Source organism: Holdemanella sp. MSK.7.32, from assembly GCF_024460475.1.
Lineage (GTDB): Bacteria > Bacillota_I > Bacilli_A > Erysipelotrichales > Erysipelotrichaceae > Holdemanella.
Genome location: NZ_JANFYN010000019.1, coordinates 13004 through 27486, shown reverse-complemented (window position 1 = coordinate 27486; position 14483 = coordinate 13004). Strand labels below are relative to the sequence as shown.

General features: G+C 34.3%; 16 protein-coding genes and 1 other annotated feature. Of the genes, 14 read left to right on the top strand and 2 right to left on the bottom strand.

All coding sequences use genetic code 11. The annotated features are described in order from the left end of the window. On the bottom strand, nt 1-996 hold the full coding sequence (locus NE544_RS06100) for an isocitrate/isopropylmalate dehydrogenase family protein (protein ID WP_256268705.1): 996 nt from the start codon (nt 994-996) through the stop codon (nt 1-3). Continuing rightward, nucleotides 993-2267: a citrate synthase gene (locus tag NE544_RS06095; protein WP_256268704.1), complete on the bottom strand. Its 1275-nt coding sequence runs from the start codon at nt 2265-2267 to the stop codon at nt 993-995. The genes NE544_RS06100 and NE544_RS06095 overlap by 4 nt, the downstream gene beginning before the upstream one ends. Before the next feature lie 93 nt (nt 2268-2360). Here NE544_RS06095 and NE544_RS06090 point away from each other — a divergent pair, with 93 nt between their 5' ends. The 14 genes from NE544_RS06090 (at nt 2361) to NE544_RS06025 (ending at nt 14372) form a co-directional block, all read left to right on the top strand. Continuing rightward, nucleotides 2361-4277 (top strand): aconitate hydratase, encoded by a 1917-nt coding sequence (locus tag NE544_RS06090; RefSeq protein ID WP_118115232.1) that lies wholly within the window; start codon nt 2361-2363, stop codon nt 4275-4277. A gap of 61 nt (nt 4278-4338) precedes the next feature. Further along, on the top strand, nt 4339-5235 hold the full coding sequence (locus NE544_RS06085; RefSeq protein WP_158570514.1) for a cation transporter: 897 nt from the start codon (nt 4339-4341) through the stop codon (nt 5233-5235). A gap of 12 nt (nt 5236-5247) precedes the next feature. Further along, nucleotides 5248-5859 (top strand): CpXC domain-containing protein, encoded by a 612-nt coding sequence (locus tag NE544_RS06080; protein WP_256268703.1) that lies wholly within the window; start codon nt 5248-5250, stop codon nt 5857-5859. 8 nt (nt 5860-5867) lie between these two features. Continuing rightward, nucleotides 5868-6596 (top strand): hypothetical protein, encoded by a 729-nt coding sequence (locus NE544_RS06075; protein ID WP_256268702.1) that lies wholly within the window; start codon nt 5868-5870, stop codon nt 6594-6596. A gap of 54 nt (nt 6597-6650) precedes the next feature. Further along, nucleotides 6651-6859: a binding site (T-box leader), on the top strand. Between the two features lie 36 nt (nt 6860-6895). Next, nucleotides 6896-8005: an ATP phosphoribosyltransferase regulatory subunit gene (gene hisZ / locus NE544_RS06070; protein WP_118115236.1), complete on the top strand. Its 1110-nt coding sequence runs from the start codon at nt 6896-6898 to the stop codon at nt 8003-8005. Next, nucleotides 8002-8640: an ATP phosphoribosyltransferase gene (gene hisG, locus NE544_RS06065; RefSeq protein ID WP_118115237.1), complete on the top strand. Its 639-nt coding sequence runs from the start codon at nt 8002-8004 to the stop codon at nt 8638-8640. The genes hisZ and hisG overlap by 4 nt, the downstream gene beginning before the upstream one ends. Next, nucleotides 8630-9910 (top strand): histidinol dehydrogenase, encoded by a 1281-nt coding sequence (gene hisD, locus NE544_RS06060; protein WP_256268701.1) that lies wholly within the window; start codon nt 8630-8632, stop codon nt 9908-9910. Before hisG ends, hisD begins: the two co-directional genes overlap by 11 nt. Next, nucleotides 9910-10920, top strand: a complete 1011-nt coding sequence (locus NE544_RS06055; RefSeq protein WP_256268700.1) for a histidinol-phosphate transaminase — start codon at nt 9910-9912, stop codon at nt 10918-10920. Before hisD ends, NE544_RS06055 begins: the two co-directional genes overlap by 1 nt. Next, complete coding sequence (gene hisB, locus NE544_RS06050) at nt 10907-11488, top strand: imidazoleglycerol-phosphate dehydratase HisB (protein WP_256268699.1); 582 nt, start codon at nt 10907-10909, stop codon at nt 11486-11488. The genes NE544_RS06055 and hisB overlap by 14 nt, the downstream gene beginning before the upstream one ends. Next, complete coding sequence (gene hisH, locus NE544_RS06045) at nt 11485-12084, top strand: imidazole glycerol phosphate synthase subunit HisH (RefSeq protein ID WP_118115240.1); 600 nt, start codon at nt 11485-11487, stop codon at nt 12082-12084. The genes hisB and hisH overlap by 4 nt, the downstream gene beginning before the upstream one ends. Further along, the gene (hisA, locus tag NE544_RS06040; RefSeq protein WP_256268698.1) at nt 12085-12795 is read left to right on the top strand and encodes a 1-(5-phosphoribosyl)-5-[(5-phosphoribosylamino)methylideneamino]imidazole-4-carboxamide isomerase; all 711 of its coding nucleotides are present in this window, start codon (nt 12085-12087) and stop codon (nt 12793-12795) included. It begins immediately after the preceding gene. Further along, nucleotides 12789-13544: an imidazole glycerol phosphate synthase subunit HisF gene (hisF, locus tag NE544_RS06035; protein WP_256268697.1), complete on the top strand. Its 756-nt coding sequence runs from the start codon at nt 12789-12791 to the stop codon at nt 13542-13544. The genes hisA and hisF overlap by 7 nt, the downstream gene beginning before the upstream one ends. Further along, complete coding sequence (gene hisI / locus NE544_RS06030) at nt 13541-13873, top strand: phosphoribosyl-AMP cyclohydrolase (protein WP_117571854.1); 333 nt, start codon at nt 13541-13543, stop codon at nt 13871-13873. Before hisF ends, hisI begins: the two co-directional genes overlap by 4 nt. Next, nucleotides 13866-14372 (top strand): NUDIX domain-containing protein, encoded by a 507-nt coding sequence (locus NE544_RS06025; RefSeq protein ID WP_118115243.1) that lies wholly within the window; start codon nt 13866-13868, stop codon nt 14370-14372. The genes hisI and NE544_RS06025 overlap by 8 nt, the downstream gene beginning before the upstream one ends. Nucleotides 14373-14483 lie beyond the last annotated feature (111 nt).

Here is a 14483-nt window from a genome sequence, read left to right as displayed (position 1 = left end):
TTATAAATTTTTAATGATTTCATCTGTGAATTGTTCAGTTGTTGCATTGCCACCAAGATCTGGTGTTAATACACTATGTTCTTCGAACACCTTATTTAAAGCTTTACGGATTTTACTAGAAACCACATCTTGATGTAAATCATCTAACATCATACAAGCTGATAATAATAAAGCACTTGGATTGGCAATGTGTTTACCAGCAATATCTGGAGCACTGCCATGTACAGCTTCATACATCGCATATTCATCACCTTTATTGCAGCTAGGAAGTAATCCTAAACCGCCAATTAATCCACTCGTTAAATCGGAAACGATATCTCCATAAAGATTTGGCATGACCATCACATCAAATTGTTCGGGATGCATAACCAACTGCATACAAGTGTTATCTACAATTAAAGAATTGGCTTCAATTTGAGGATAATCCTTGGCAATATCTTCAAAAATATGAAGGAATAAACCATCACTCATTTTTAAGATGTTAGCTTTATGTACACAAGTTAATTTTTTGCGATTATGTTTTACACAATATTCAAAAGCAGCCTTGATAATTCTTGTGCTCGCTTTTTTTGTGATGATTTTATATGCATATACTGTATTCTCATCAATCTGTTCTTCTTTTCCTACATATAGATCTTCCGTGTTTTCTCTAAAAGTTACGATATCTACATTTTCAAAACGAGTAGGAATACAAGGATTCGATTTAGCTGGACGAATATTTGCCCACAAGTCATATTTGTTTCTCAAAGTGACATTCAATGAACGAAAACCTTTACCAACTGGCGTTGTGATAGGAGACTTCAATAGAATTTTATTCTTTTCGTAAGATGCAAACGCTTTTTCTGGAATATATTCTTTCGTTTCTTCATATACCTTTGCACCTACGTTAAAGAATTCATATTCTAAATCTGCTCTTGCAGCATTCAATACTTTGATTACCGCATCCGTAATTTCAGGACCAATCCCGTCCCCTTTAAAAACTGTTATTGTAGTCATTCGTTTTCCTCCATTTCTCCTACATATACATTGGCAGGTCGTATTAATTTTCGGTTTGATTGACGATTCTCTAAATGATGGCTAACCCATCCGGCTGTACGACTGATTGCGAATAGTGGTGTAAACAAGTCGTTTTCAATCCCCAGCAATGAATAAACATAGCCGGAATAATAATCAACATTGGCACATACATCGATGCCTTTTCTTTCTTTCATGACTTCAACGGCAACTTTTTCAAATGCATGGATACAATTGTAGATATCTTCTTGTCCTTTTGATTTTGCGAGCATTTCACATTGTTGCTGAATCAATAATGCACGAGGGTCACTCTTCGTATAAATCGCATGTCCAATTCCATAAATTAATCCACTATGATCAAAGAAGTCTTTATCTAACAAACGATTCGCAATCTTTTTTAGTGTTAATTTATCCGTTGTAAATCCAACCTCATGAAAGATAGCTTTAAACATATTGGTAACTTTACAGTTGGCACCTCCATGCTTAGGTCCTTTTAAAGAACCAATGGCAGCCGAAATACAAGAATAGATATCTGTTCCTGTACTCGATATTACGACATTGGCAAAGGTTGAATTGTTTCCTCCACCATGATCGGCATGAACCATTAATAAAGTATCCAAGATTCTTGCCTCTTCGAAAGTATATTGATCATTCCCTCTAGCCATACATAAGATATTTTCAGCTAGGCTTTTGTCGGGATAAGGATAGGATTTAAAGACTTTGTTGCGGGCATATGAAAATGTGAAAAGTGGAATACTCGCTAGAATGTTTAATCCTTTCATCATTCGTTCTTCCAAGTCATCTGTATCAGCGCTTGGATCTTTTGCGTATAACTTCAACACTTCAATTTGAAGTGCATTTAGTATGTTTGGTGTTTCATACTGTAAGTCTACAGGCCCCATTTTAAAGTTCAATAAATAATCTTTAAATTCTTGTAACTGTTCTTCTGTTGGTAATGTGCCAAAAATCAAAAGGAATGCGACTTCTTCAAATCCAAAAATACGATCTTTAGGTTGTTTATCAACTAAATAATTGATGGGATATCCCCTGTAAATGAGTTGTCCATCAATGTTGTATTTCTTTTCATGAACAAATTTATATCCAATAACATCACAAATCTTAGTCAGACCCACTTTAACTCCCGTACCATTATCTTTTCTAAGACCAGCTTTTACACGATATCTAGAGTATAAGGAAGAATCGATATAATTGAGTTCTTCATTAGCTTGATAGATTTCTTTAAGTGTCTTCACTTTCTGAAACCTCCTTTCGTATGTTTCATATTATAACATAAACTTTCATTTTGTTACATTTTTTGTTATAATTCCAAACGGAGGATATTGTCTATGCAAAATTTAACGTATAAGATTCTAGAAAAACATTTATTAAAAGGAAAATTAGAAGCGGGGCAACCTATTGAAATCAAAATGGATCAGACTCTAACACAAGATGCCACAGGAACTATGGCTTATATGCAGTTTGAAGCTATGGGCGTTAAAAAAGTAAAAACAGAATTATCTGTCAGCTATGTGGATCACAATACATTACAGAATGGATTTATGAATGCAGATGACCATGCTTATCTTCAAAGTGTAGCTAGTAAATATGGGATTTATTTTTCAAAACCCGGAAATGGGATTTGTCACCAAGTTCATCTAGAACGTTTTGCCAAACCAGGAAAGACATTGATTGGTTCCGATTCACACACACCAACATCTTCCGCTATGGGATGTATCGCCATTGGTGCTGGAGGATTGGACGTTGCCAAAGCTATGGCAGGAATTGGTTACCGTTTAACATGTCCTAAAGTAGTCGAAGTAAAATTAACGGGTACTTTAGCACATGGTGTTTCAAGTAAAGATATTATTTTAAAATTGTTAGAATTATTAAGTGTAAAAGGCGGAGTTGGAAAAGTATTTGAGTATACCGGAGAAGGCGTTAAAAACTTAAGTGTCTACCAAAGAGCTACCATCGCAAATATGGGAGCAGAACTTGGTGCAACTACGTCTATTTTTCCAAGTGATGAAGTAACTCGTGAATTTTTGAAGCGCCAACAAAGAGAATCAGACTACATTGCTTTAAGTGCAGACGAAGGTTGTCATTATGATGAAACAGTTGAAATCAATCTTGATGAACTTACTCCATTAGCGGCATGTCCAAATTCACCAGATGCTATAAAAAATGTGTCTGAACTAGCCGGAATGAAAGTGGACCAAGTTGCGATTGGATCATGCACTAACTCAGGTTATGAAGATTTAATGAAAGCCGCAGCCATTTTAAAAGGGAAAAAGATTGCTCACAATGTAAGTCTTGTGGTTTCACCAGGATCTAGACAAGTTTTAATGAAATTAATTGAAAACGGAACACTTGCGACATTTGTATCTTGTGGAGCCAGAATTCTAGAATGTACATGTGGACCATGTATTGGTATGGGACAAAGTCCAAAGAGTGATGCCGTAAGTTTACGTACCTTTAACCGTAACTTTTATGGTCGAAGCGGCACATTAAGTGCAGGCATTTATTTAGTATCACCAGAAGTAGCTGCAGCCAGTGCAATTACGGGAGTCATCACGGATCCAACCACTTTGGAATATGCGGATGAATTTGAAAAAGAACAAAGCTATATCGATGATTCATTGATTTATGCTCCAAGTAAGGATCCAGAACAAGTGGAAATTGTTCGTGGACCCAATATTAAACCACTACCAGTAAATACGCCAATGGATTCAACAATTGATAAAAAAGTTGTTATTAAATTACCAGACAATATCACAACCGATCACATTGCTCCAGCAGGAGCTAAGGTTTTACCGTATCGTTCAAATATTGAAAAGTTATCCACATTTGTATTTGAAAATAATAAACCTCATTTCGATGAAGTATGTAAAGAAAATAATGGTGGAATCATTGTAGCTGGAGAAAACTATGGACAAGGATCAAGTAGAGAACATGCAGCACTTGCACCTATGTATTTAGGTATTAAAGCTGTTTTGACAAAATCATTTGCCCGTATTCACTTGGCTAATTTAGTCAACTTTGGCTTGTTGCCACTGATATTTACAGATAAATCAGACTACGATAAAATCGATGAAATGGATGAATTAAAGATAGAAAATGTAAACTCATTATATGATTCATTAGATTTGATCGTTGAAAATGTGACAAAGAATGAAACATACAAAGTACATGCACCAATCAGTCAAGAAGATATTGATATTCTTATGGCGGGTGGCGCATTAAACTACATTCGTAATCAACAATAGGGATGTTTTATCAAGCGTTCCTTTTTCTTGTGATATAATAATGAGGAAATTAGGTGAGAAAATGAAAGAAAAACAGGAACAAATTGTGATGCGTATTTCATTTTGGTCCGGTGTTGTATTTGCGCTTGCAGAACTTGTCATGGCAATCTTTTCTAAATCGCAATCTGTTTTGGCAGATACAGTCTATGATTCAACTGAACTTGTCGTGATTGGATTAACGATTTATATTATTCCTTTATTTTATAAGCCAGTTACGGAAAAACATCCCTTTGGCTATGCACAACTTGAAAGTATTTTGATTCTTTTAAAAGGATTCATGTTTATTGCGGTTATGATGGTTCTGATCATGAATAATGTTCAAATCATGTTGAATGGTGGTAATGAAATTGACCACATGCAAGTATCTTTGTTTGAAACGATATTAACATGCTTTTCTGCACTGATTTTATTGATTTTAATGCGAATTAATAAAAAAGTAACATCACCAACTGTAGATGTGGAAATTTATGGATGGAAAATCGATGTGTTTTCAAGCATAGGTGTATCACTTGCGTTTTTTCTATCTTCATTTTTAGTGCACACACCACTCTCTTGTATATCTGTCTATTTTGACCAGATTGTCGCAATCGTCCTTGCCTTAGGCATGATGAAAGAACCGATTCAAATGATAGGAGAAAGTTTTCGTAGTTTGATGTTGTTGAGTCCAGATGAAAAAGAAGTCGCAAAAATCAAAAGCATATCCTCTTCTGTGTTGGATAATTATCCATATGATCCGGTATTTTATGATATTACGACAACAGGAAGAAAAATGTGGATATCCATCTATTTCACAACACGAATTGATATGATGTCGTATACCGAATTGGAAGTAGCCAATCGAGAATTGAAAATAGCACTTCAAAAAGAATATGAAGATTGTTTTGTCGAACTTGTTCCCAATGTATTAGCGAATAAATAGGAGTAATTTGGAATGGAAAATAAAATAGAATTAGTATGTCCTGAATGTAATGAAAAGTTTAATGTTGATATTTTTACGTCGATCAATGTTCAAATGGACAAAGATATGAAAAATAGAGTGTTAAGTGGAAAACTCTTTGATATGGAATGTGCACATTGCCATTCTAAATTCCATATTCCGTATCCAGTTTTATATCACGATATGGAAAAAAAGTTGTTGATTCAATTTACAGAAGAAAAAGAACTAGAACCCATTAAAAAAATATTAGATCATGCCAATGTAGGCGAAGATTATACAGTACGAATCGTAGATAATGAGCGAGACTGGATCGAGAAGATTTTGATTTCAGATAGTGGATATGATGATCGTATTATGGAACTTTATAAACTTCTTGTACTATCTCAATATGAAGATGCCGATAATGTAAATGGTCTTTATTATTGGAATATTCAAAATTTTGAAAATCCACATTACGTTATTGTATTGGATGAAAAAGAAAGTGATAAGATGCATTTTATGCCATTTCATGAAGGTGTATACAAACAAGTGGAAGAAGTCTTCTTATCAGATATTAAACAAGATTATATTGTAGATGCTTCTTGGGCCGTTTCAAATACGAAGTAGGTGATTCAATGATTGAAAGCATTCATGCATGTGTAGATTTATTACACGTGGGATATCGCGTAAAAGATGCATATGATCCGATTATATTAAATGTGTATCATTGTTTAAAAATGGAAAATTTGAACGATGAACAATATATGTTGCACATTGATTCCGTGTTAAAAAAAAGTATTCATGATTTGAATGAAACGGAAGTATATACCTATATTACATATGTTTTTGAAAAAGAGAATTATGTTCCTTCCTTTTTAAAAAGTGTTATTGAATCTGGGATGTTTAAAGAATTATTGTTGAGATATTTATCTTTAAAAGAATCAGATACACTTCAATGTGTTAAGTTAAATCGTAACTTATTAAGTAAGTGGCATTATGCGAGCATCTCTGAAGAGGTGGCACAGAATTTGACAATCAGTGCTAATGGAAGAGTCTATCTAACAAGGTATGTTATGTCAAAAGAAGGTGTACAGGCTTTAAAAACGCAACAAGCTACGATTTCTAAAGAAGATGCCTCTGCTATTTTAGAAGCTATGGCAAGTTTGGATCTAGAGACCAAAGAAGTAGAAGAAAATGGGTGGCAATTAAGAATGTATAAAAATGTCGGTGGAAAGAATCGCTTAGTGAAAACAATTGTCCACGATGAAAAGAATCCAAAAGGCTTCAATGAATGGATTCGTTCTTTATTACCGTTTGAGCATTTGTTTGTGTTTGGAGGTTCCTATTATTCATGGGAAAAATAATGTAAAATATTTACATTTCAGCTTGACATTTATTTTCATTAAGACTATATTATTTTCAAAGCAATGAAAAGAAATAGTAAAATAGTACTGCTTCAAGAGACTTTCTGGTTGGTGAAAAGAAAGAGTAAGGCTATTTGAACACGTCTTTGAGCTGTAAAGATGAAACGAAGTAGTTTTTAACGTATTCCTGGCGTTATCAGGTTTGAGGCTAATTTATTAGTAAAATAAGGTGGAACCACGTAAGTTAAACTTTCGTCCTTAGGACGGAAGTTTTTTTGTTTATAAGGAGGTTTGTTTACATGCAACAAATACAATTACCACAAGGAATGAAAGATACGATTTTGAATGAGTGCGAAAAGAAAAAATATCTACAAAATACTTTGGAACAGATTTTTGAATCCTTTGGATATGAAGAAATCATTACACCAACGATTGAGTATTATGAAACATATGAAAATGCATTTAAAAACATTCAAACAACAGATATGTATAAATTCTTTGATGAAAATGGAAGAATTCTAACATTAAGAACGGATATGACCGTTCCAATTGCACGTGTTTGTGCATCGAAATTTAAAGATTCAAAACCTCCATTTCGCTATCGCTATACTTCAAATGTATTTAAAGTACGTCAAAAATTTGCAGGCAAAAGAAGTGAAGTCACAGATTGTGGCATTGAATTGATTGGATTGGATTCAAAAAGTGATGTACAAGTCTTGAGCTGCGCTTTAGAAGTCATGAAAAACTTTAAAAACTATACGCTCGAAATTGGAAATGTGCAGTTTTTTCAGGCGGCTTGCAAAGTTGTTCGTTTGAGTACAGAAGAAGTCAATACTCTAGCCAATTTAATTGATAAGAAAAGCATGGTCGATCTGAAAGTTTACTTGGATTCATTGTATCTCAGTGAAAAAATTGTGGATTTCTTTATGCACCTTCCATTCCTATGTGGAGACGTGAATATATTAGATGAAGCATATACGTATTGTTTCGATGATTCATTAAAGGATGTCTTAGATTCTATGAAAGAATGTATCCAATCTTTAAAAGAATTAGGATATTTAGAAAATGTAACCGTCGATTTAGGAAAAGTTGCCCATTTGGATTACTATACCGGAATTATTTTTGAAGGATATGTTTCAGGTGTTGGAACAAGTATCTTAAGTGGCGGTCGATATGACTGTTTATTAAAGAAGTTTGGTCGTGATCTTCCAGCTTGTGGCTTTAGTGTAAAGCTAGATCCACTCATTGATCATGTGGCTGTACAATCGAAAAAGAAATATAAATTGTATTATCCACAAGACAAACAAATTGAAGCTATGAAACAAGCAAAAAAATTGAGAAAAGAAGGAATCGTCATTTTAGAACCATCAACAAATGAATCTATTTTTGTAGAGGAGGTACAAGCATGAGCTTATCGATTGCGCTCACAAAGGGACGTTTAGAAAAACAAACCGTTGCTATGTTAGAAGAACTTGGTTATGGAGTAGAAGCTTTAAAAGACAAAGGTCGCGCCTTGGTGTTTAAAGATTCTGTACATGACATTCAATATTTTTTAGTGAAATCCAACGATTGTATTACCTATGTTAATCATGGTGTTGCTGATATTGGGGTTGTTGGAAAAGATACCATTTTAGAAAATGAGAATGATAACTATGAATTGTTAGATTTGAAGATTGGCAAGTGTAAATTCATTGTGGCTAGCCTACCTCAAAATCAGTTGTTTTCAAAAGTAGGACACATTAAGATTGGAACCAAATATCCTCGTGTAGCTAAACAATATTTTTTGTCCAAAGGTATGGATGTTGAAATTATTAAGATTGATGGATCTGTAGAATTAGCACCTATTTTAGGTCTATGCGACGGAATCGTAGATATTATGGAAACAGGAACAACCTTAAAAGAAAATGGTTTAGTTGTGCTAGATACAGTCTGTGACATTAGTGCACGTGTTATTGTGAATAAAGCGAGCTTTAAGTTAAAACACGAAGAAGTGATGAAAGTAATCCATGATTTAAGTAAGAGGGTGAATGAAGATGTTGACTAGAATTTATAAAGAAGATAAAGATGCATTGAAAGAATATTTGATGTCACGAACACAAGATTTAAGTACAGATGTCTTGGTTACAGTGTCAAATATTATTCAAGACGTAAAAGAAAATAAAGATGAAGCATGTTTAAAATATACTTATGAATTTGATCATGTTTCTTTAGATTCAATGGAAGTATCTCAAGAAGAATGGGATGCACAAATATTAAAATGTGATGATTCGTTTGTAGAAGCAATGAAACTTGCTAAAAAAAATATCGAAGATTTTCATAAACTTCAAAAACAAAATGGATATTTGTTGCAGAAAGAAAAGGGAATCTATTTAGGCCAAAGAGTACTACCTCTTGAAGCAGTAGGAATCTATGTTCCAGGAGGACGTGCACAATATCCAAGCAGTGTTTTAATGAATGCATTACCCGCAAAAATTGCCGGTGTTAAAAATGTTATTATGGTAACTCCACCGGATAAAAATGGAACTATTCACCCTAATATTGCGTATGCGGCTAAACTTGCCGGTGTAGATAAAATCTATAAGATTGGTGGAGCTCAAGCTATTGCTGCTTTGGCCTATGGTACACAAACCATTGATCGAGTAGATAAAATCGTTGGTCCAGGAAATATTTATGTTGCAGCCGCTAAAAAATTAGTGTATGGAACGGTCGATATTGATATGATCGCAGGGCCAAGTGAAATTTTAGTTGTTGCCGATGAAAAGGCAAATGCAGAATATGTAGCAGCCGATCTATTATCACAAGCCGAACATGATCCAATGGCAAGTGCGATTTTGTTGACTACAAACGAAGAACTTTTGGATTTGGTGAATCAAGAGCTTTTAAAACAAAGTGCTGTATTACCTAAAAAAGAAATAGTGGAACAATCCCTAAAGAACTATGGTAAAGCCATTGTCTGTGATTCGGTTGAAGAATGCATTTCCATTAGTAATGAGATTGCACCAGAACACTTAGAATTGATGATTCAAAATCCAATGGAACACCTACAAGAAGTAAAAAATGCAGGTAGTGTTTTCTTGGGCTACTACACATGCGAAAGCATAGGTGATTATTTTGGTGGAACAAACCATGTTTTACCAACTAGTGGAACGGCACGCTTCTCAAGTGCTTTATCCGTAGATAGTTTTATTAAAAAATCTTCTTATTTGTATTATTCAAAACAAGCAATCGAAGCCTATGGAAAATATATTGAAACAATTGCCAGTGAAGAGCACTTACAAGCACATGCCAATGCAGCTAAAGTGAGGGTGAAATAATGAAGGGTTATCAAACACATACACAAACAGGAATTTTATTGAATGCCAATGAGGCAAGTCAAAACGTAGATGATAATGTTAAACAAGAAATTTTAGATGCGATTTCAAACCTTGCATTCAATCGATATCCAGATACAACTTGTCATGAATTACATGATTTATATGCCAATATTATGAATGTTCCATCATCATGGATCTTATCGGGAAATGGATCGGATCAAATGTTGGGATTTTTGATTCAGTATTATGTACAAGGAAATAAAACACTGTATACATTAGCACCAGATTTTTCGATGTATGACTATTATGTAGAATTGAATCATGCAAAAATTGAAAAATTTGAAACGTCTTTAGATGGATCTTTTGATGTCGATACGTTTATTTCAAATGGAAAAAATAAAAAAGTGGATATGATCTTATTCTCAAATCCAAATAATCCAACAGGACATGCGATTTCGAAATCAGAAATGATTCAAATTTGCGAAGCCTTTTCGAATATTCCAGTTATTTTTGATGAAGCCTATATGGAGTTTGGTAATGAAAGCGCCATCGATTTATTAAAAACATATCCAATGGTTTTTGTTTGTCGAACTCTATCCAAGGCGTATGGACTTGCAGGAATTCGTTGTGGGTTTATGATTTCTTCACAAGTTGAAAAATTAGCTCCACTTTTTATTCCTTATGCACTAAGTAGTGTCACTCAAACGATAGCAAGTGTTGTATTAAGACATGCCGATGCATATAAAGCGAATATTGCGGCTATTATTTCAGAAAGAGAAAGAATGTATCGAGAAGTGAAGGATTATAAAACAATTAGTTTCTATCCTTCAAATGCGAATTTCTTGTATGGAAGAACAGATAAAAAAGATATTTTAATGGATATGTTTAAAGAAAAGAACATCACAATTCGAAATTATGCGGATACTAGTTTTCGCATAACGATTGGGACAAGCGAAGAAAATGAAATGGTATTAGATGTTCTAAGGAGATTTGAATATGCGAATAGCTGAAAAAAACAGGGATACAAAAGAAACAAAAATATATGAAAAGATCAACTTAGATGGAAATGGAAATAGCGACATTGATACAGGAATTGGTTTTTTTGATCATATGTTGACATTGCTTGCGTTTCACTCGAATTTTGATTTAGTTGTAAAAGCGGATGGCGATCTTGAAGTGTGTGATCATCATACAATAGAAGATTGTGGAATTTTATTAGGAAAATTATTTTTAGAGGCTTTAGGGGATAAAAAAGGAATTGCCCGCTATGGAAGTATGAATCTTCCTATGGATGAAGTTTTATGTAATGTCACATTAGATATTAGTGGACGTCCTTATTTGGTTTTTAATTGCGAATTGATACGAGAAAACATTGGAACGATGTCTTGTGAAATGGTTGAAGAATTCTTTAGAGCCTTTTGTGTGGCAGCTGGGGTAACATTACATATCAATGTGTACTATGGAAAGAATGATCATCATAAAGTAGAGGCCATATTTAAAGCGTTTGGCCGCGCCTTGAAACAAGCTGTAAAAATAGAATCGGATCGTATTCCTAGTTCTAAAGGAGTAATCGAATGATTGGAATTATTGATTATGGCATGTCCAATTTATACAGCGTAAAAAATGCTTGTGACTATTTAGGCTTAGATAGTGTTGTTTCAAAAGATGTTTCTATTTTATCTAAATGCGATAAATTGATTTTACCAGGAGTTGGAGCTTTTCAAGACTGCATGCACACACTCCATTCTATGGGACTCTATGATTTTATTGTTCAACAAGTAAATAATGATGTTGCGCTATTGGGAATTTGCCTTGGTATGCAGGCTTTGTTTGAAACGAGTGAAGAAAATGGGTTATGCGATGGTTTTGGCTTTTTAAAAGGTCATGTTTGTCATATGGAGGATCCAAGTGTAAAAATTCCCCAAATCGGTTGGAACGTATTGGAAAGTAATCATCCTCAGGCAATATTTAAAGAAAATACGTATGTGTATTATGTCCATTCCTATTATGCCAAAGATATGGATGATCAAGACTTAATTGGATATTCCGTGTATGGAAGTATGAAAATACCAGGTCTTGTGATGCATGATCATATTATGGGATGTCAGTTTCATCCTGAAAAAAGTGGAGAAGATGGATTAAAAATATTGGAATATTTTGGAAAGGAGTTCTAAATGATTGTATTACCTGCAATAGATATATTAGATGGAAAACCCGTTCGTTTGTACCAAGGTGATTATGGCCAATCCAAATGTGTAGCGGATGATGTACTTGTTTGTGCTAAAAACTTTGAAGCGGCAAATGCTTGCTATTTACATGTTGTGGATTTAAACGGGGCAAAAGAAGGAAGTCGAGTCAATGAAGATTTGATTTGTGAAATTGTGAAGACATGTGATATACCCGTTGAAGTGGGTGGAGGCATTCGTACGATGTCTGCTATAGATTTTTATATAGAAAATGGTGTTTCAAGAGTTATTCTAGGAACTTCAGCCATTCAAGATTATTGTTTATTAAAAGATGCAGTTTCAAAATATGGTTCTAAGATTGCGGTTGGACTTGATTGTAAAGACGGATATGTATGTACGTCAGGCTGGTTGGAAACGAGCAAAGAATATTATTTGGATTTTGTGAAAAAAATGGAAGAGATTGGGGTAAAGACATTGATTTGTACAGACATTTCAAAGGATGGAACTTTACAAGGACCTAACTTTGAGATGTTAAAAGCACTTAAAAATCATGTATCATGTAACTTAATCGCATCTGGTGGTGTTCGTGATTTATCACATATTCAAACATGTAAAGAATTAGGGTTGTATGGTGTAATTGCGGGTAAGGCTATTTATGAAAAGACGTTAGATTTGAAAGAGGCGTTAAGCATATGTTGACAAAAAGAATTATACCTTGTCTAGATGTAAAAAATGGGAACGTTGTGAAGGGAATCCACTTTTTGGGTTTAAAAAAAGTGGGAGATCCTGTAGCTCTGGCAAAGAAATATTATTTAGATGGTGCTGACGAATTAGTTTTTTTGGATATTAGTGCCACAGTAGAAAAAAGAAAAACCATGGTTGATATTGTAAAGAAGGTCGCAAAAGAAATCTATATTCCTTTTACGGTTGGTGGAGGCATTTCAACGATTGAAGATGTTCGTGACATGTTGATGGCAGGAGCCGATAAGGTAAGCTTAAATAGTGCTGCAATTCGTAATCCGGACTTAATTAAAGAGGCAAGTAAACGTTTTGGAAACCAATGTATTGTACTTGCGGTGGATGCCAAGCGAAGAAAAGATGGTTCGGGTTGGAACGTATACATTGAAGGTGGCAGAAAAGATACGGGTATAGATTGTATTGAATGGATCTTAAAAGGTGTATCTTTAGGAGCTGGAGAAATCTTGTTAACGAGCATGGATGCGGATGGCACTAAGGATGGTTTTGATTTAGCCTTGTATGAAGCTGTATCTAAAGTGGTTCAAGTGCCAGTGATTGCGTCTGGTGGATGTGGAAAGATGGATGACTTTGTGGATGCGTTAAAAGTCAGCGATGCGGCTTTAGCAGCTAGTATTTTTCATTATGAAGAATCGAATGTTCAAAATGTGAAAAAGTATTTAAAAGAGAAAGGAGTGGCAGTTCGTATATGATGCGATTGGATTTTGAGAAACAAAATGGCTTGATTCCTTGTATTGTGCAAGATGTGGATACAAAAAAAGTATTGATGTTGGCATATATGAATGAAGAATCTTACAAAAAAACAATAGAGACAAAATTGGCAACGTATTATTCTCGTTCAAGACAAAGCTTGTGGGTCAAAGGCGAAACAAGTGGACATTATCAGCATGTACAGGCAATTCGCATCGATTGCGATCAAGATACAATTTTATTAGAGGTCAAACAAGTTGGTGCGGCTTGTCATACGGGACATTATTCCTGTTTTTATAGAGATGAAAATGGAGATTGTGTAGATGAGTGAATTCGTTGATTTATATGATAGAAATCGAAAGTTTTTAAATCGTGTTGTAGATCGTAATACATATTTATTTCAACCTGGAGAATTCATGATGTATGTTTTGGCTATCTTAGAAAATGAAGAAGGAAAATTCTTGGTTACACAAAGGGCGTTGGATAAAAAATGGGCTGCTGGAGGCTGGGAAATGCCTGGTGGTGGTGCTAAGAGTAAAGAGTCAAGTTTAGATGCGATCAAGCGTGAAGTAAAAGAAGAAACAGGGCTTGATGTCATAAATGGTCGTGTTGTATATTCATACTTTAATGAAGATCAAAAAAGACATGATAATTATTTTGTAGATATTTATCATTTTAAGTTTGATTTCCAATTAAGTGATGTAACCTTAAATACTCGTGAAAGTATTGATTGTAGATGTGTGAGTCTAGATGAATTGGTTGCGATGAATAATGAAGATGAATTTTTACATTTTGAAAGAATTATGAAGGCTTTACAACAGAAAAAATAGGACTAAAATATATATGTAAGTTCTATGACTGAAACACTACCGACTACTTCCTTTATAGGTCATAGACTGACAAATGGGTAAGCTTGCTTACCCTTTTTATATGTGCTATTA

Coding starts and splice junctions, on each gene's coding strand:
- NE544_RS06100 (WP_256268705.1), bottom strand. CDS start 996: ATGACTACAATAACAGTTTTTAAAGGGGACGGGATTGGTCCTGAAATT.
- NE544_RS06090 (WP_118115232.1), top strand. CDS start 2,361: ATGCAAAATTTAACGTATAAGATTCTAGAAAAACATTTATTAAAAGGA.
- NE544_RS06085 (WP_158570514.1), top strand. CDS start 4,339: ATGAAAGAAAAACAGGAACAAATTGTGATGCGTATTTCATTTTGGTCC.
- NE544_RS06080 (WP_256268703.1), top strand. CDS start 5,248: ATGGAAAATAAAATAGAATTAGTATGTCCTGAATGTAATGAAAAGTTT.
- NE544_RS06075 (WP_256268702.1), top strand. CDS start 5,868: ATGATTGAAAGCATTCATGCATGTGTAGATTTATTACACGTGGGATAT.
- hisZ (WP_118115236.1), top strand. CDS start 6,896: ATGCAACAAATACAATTACCACAAGGAATGAAAGATACGATTTTGAAT.
- hisG (WP_118115237.1), top strand. CDS start 8,002: ATGAGCTTATCGATTGCGCTCACAAAGGGACGTTTAGAAAAACAAACC.
- hisD (WP_256268701.1), top strand. CDS start 8,630: ATGTTGACTAGAATTTATAAAGAAGATAAAGATGCATTGAAAGAATAT.
- NE544_RS06055 (WP_256268700.1), top strand. CDS start 9,910: ATGAAGGGTTATCAAACACATACACAAACAGGAATTTTATTGAATGCC.
- hisB (WP_256268699.1), top strand. CDS start 10,907: ATGCGAATAGCTGAAAAAAACAGGGATACAAAAGAAACAAAAATATAT.
- hisH (WP_118115240.1), top strand. CDS start 11,485: ATGATTGGAATTATTGATTATGGCATGTCCAATTTATACAGCGTAAAA.
- hisA (WP_256268698.1), top strand. CDS start 12,085: ATGATTGTATTACCTGCAATAGATATATTAGATGGAAAACCCGTTCGT.
- hisF (WP_256268697.1), top strand. CDS start 12,789: ATGTTGACAAAAAGAATTATACCTTGTCTAGATGTAAAAAATGGGAAC.
- hisI (WP_117571854.1), top strand. CDS start 13,541: ATGATGCGATTGGATTTTGAGAAACAAAATGGCTTGATTCCTTGTATT.
- NE544_RS06025 (WP_118115243.1), top strand. CDS start 13,866: ATGAGTGAATTCGTTGATTTATATGATAGAAATCGAAAGTTTTTAAAT.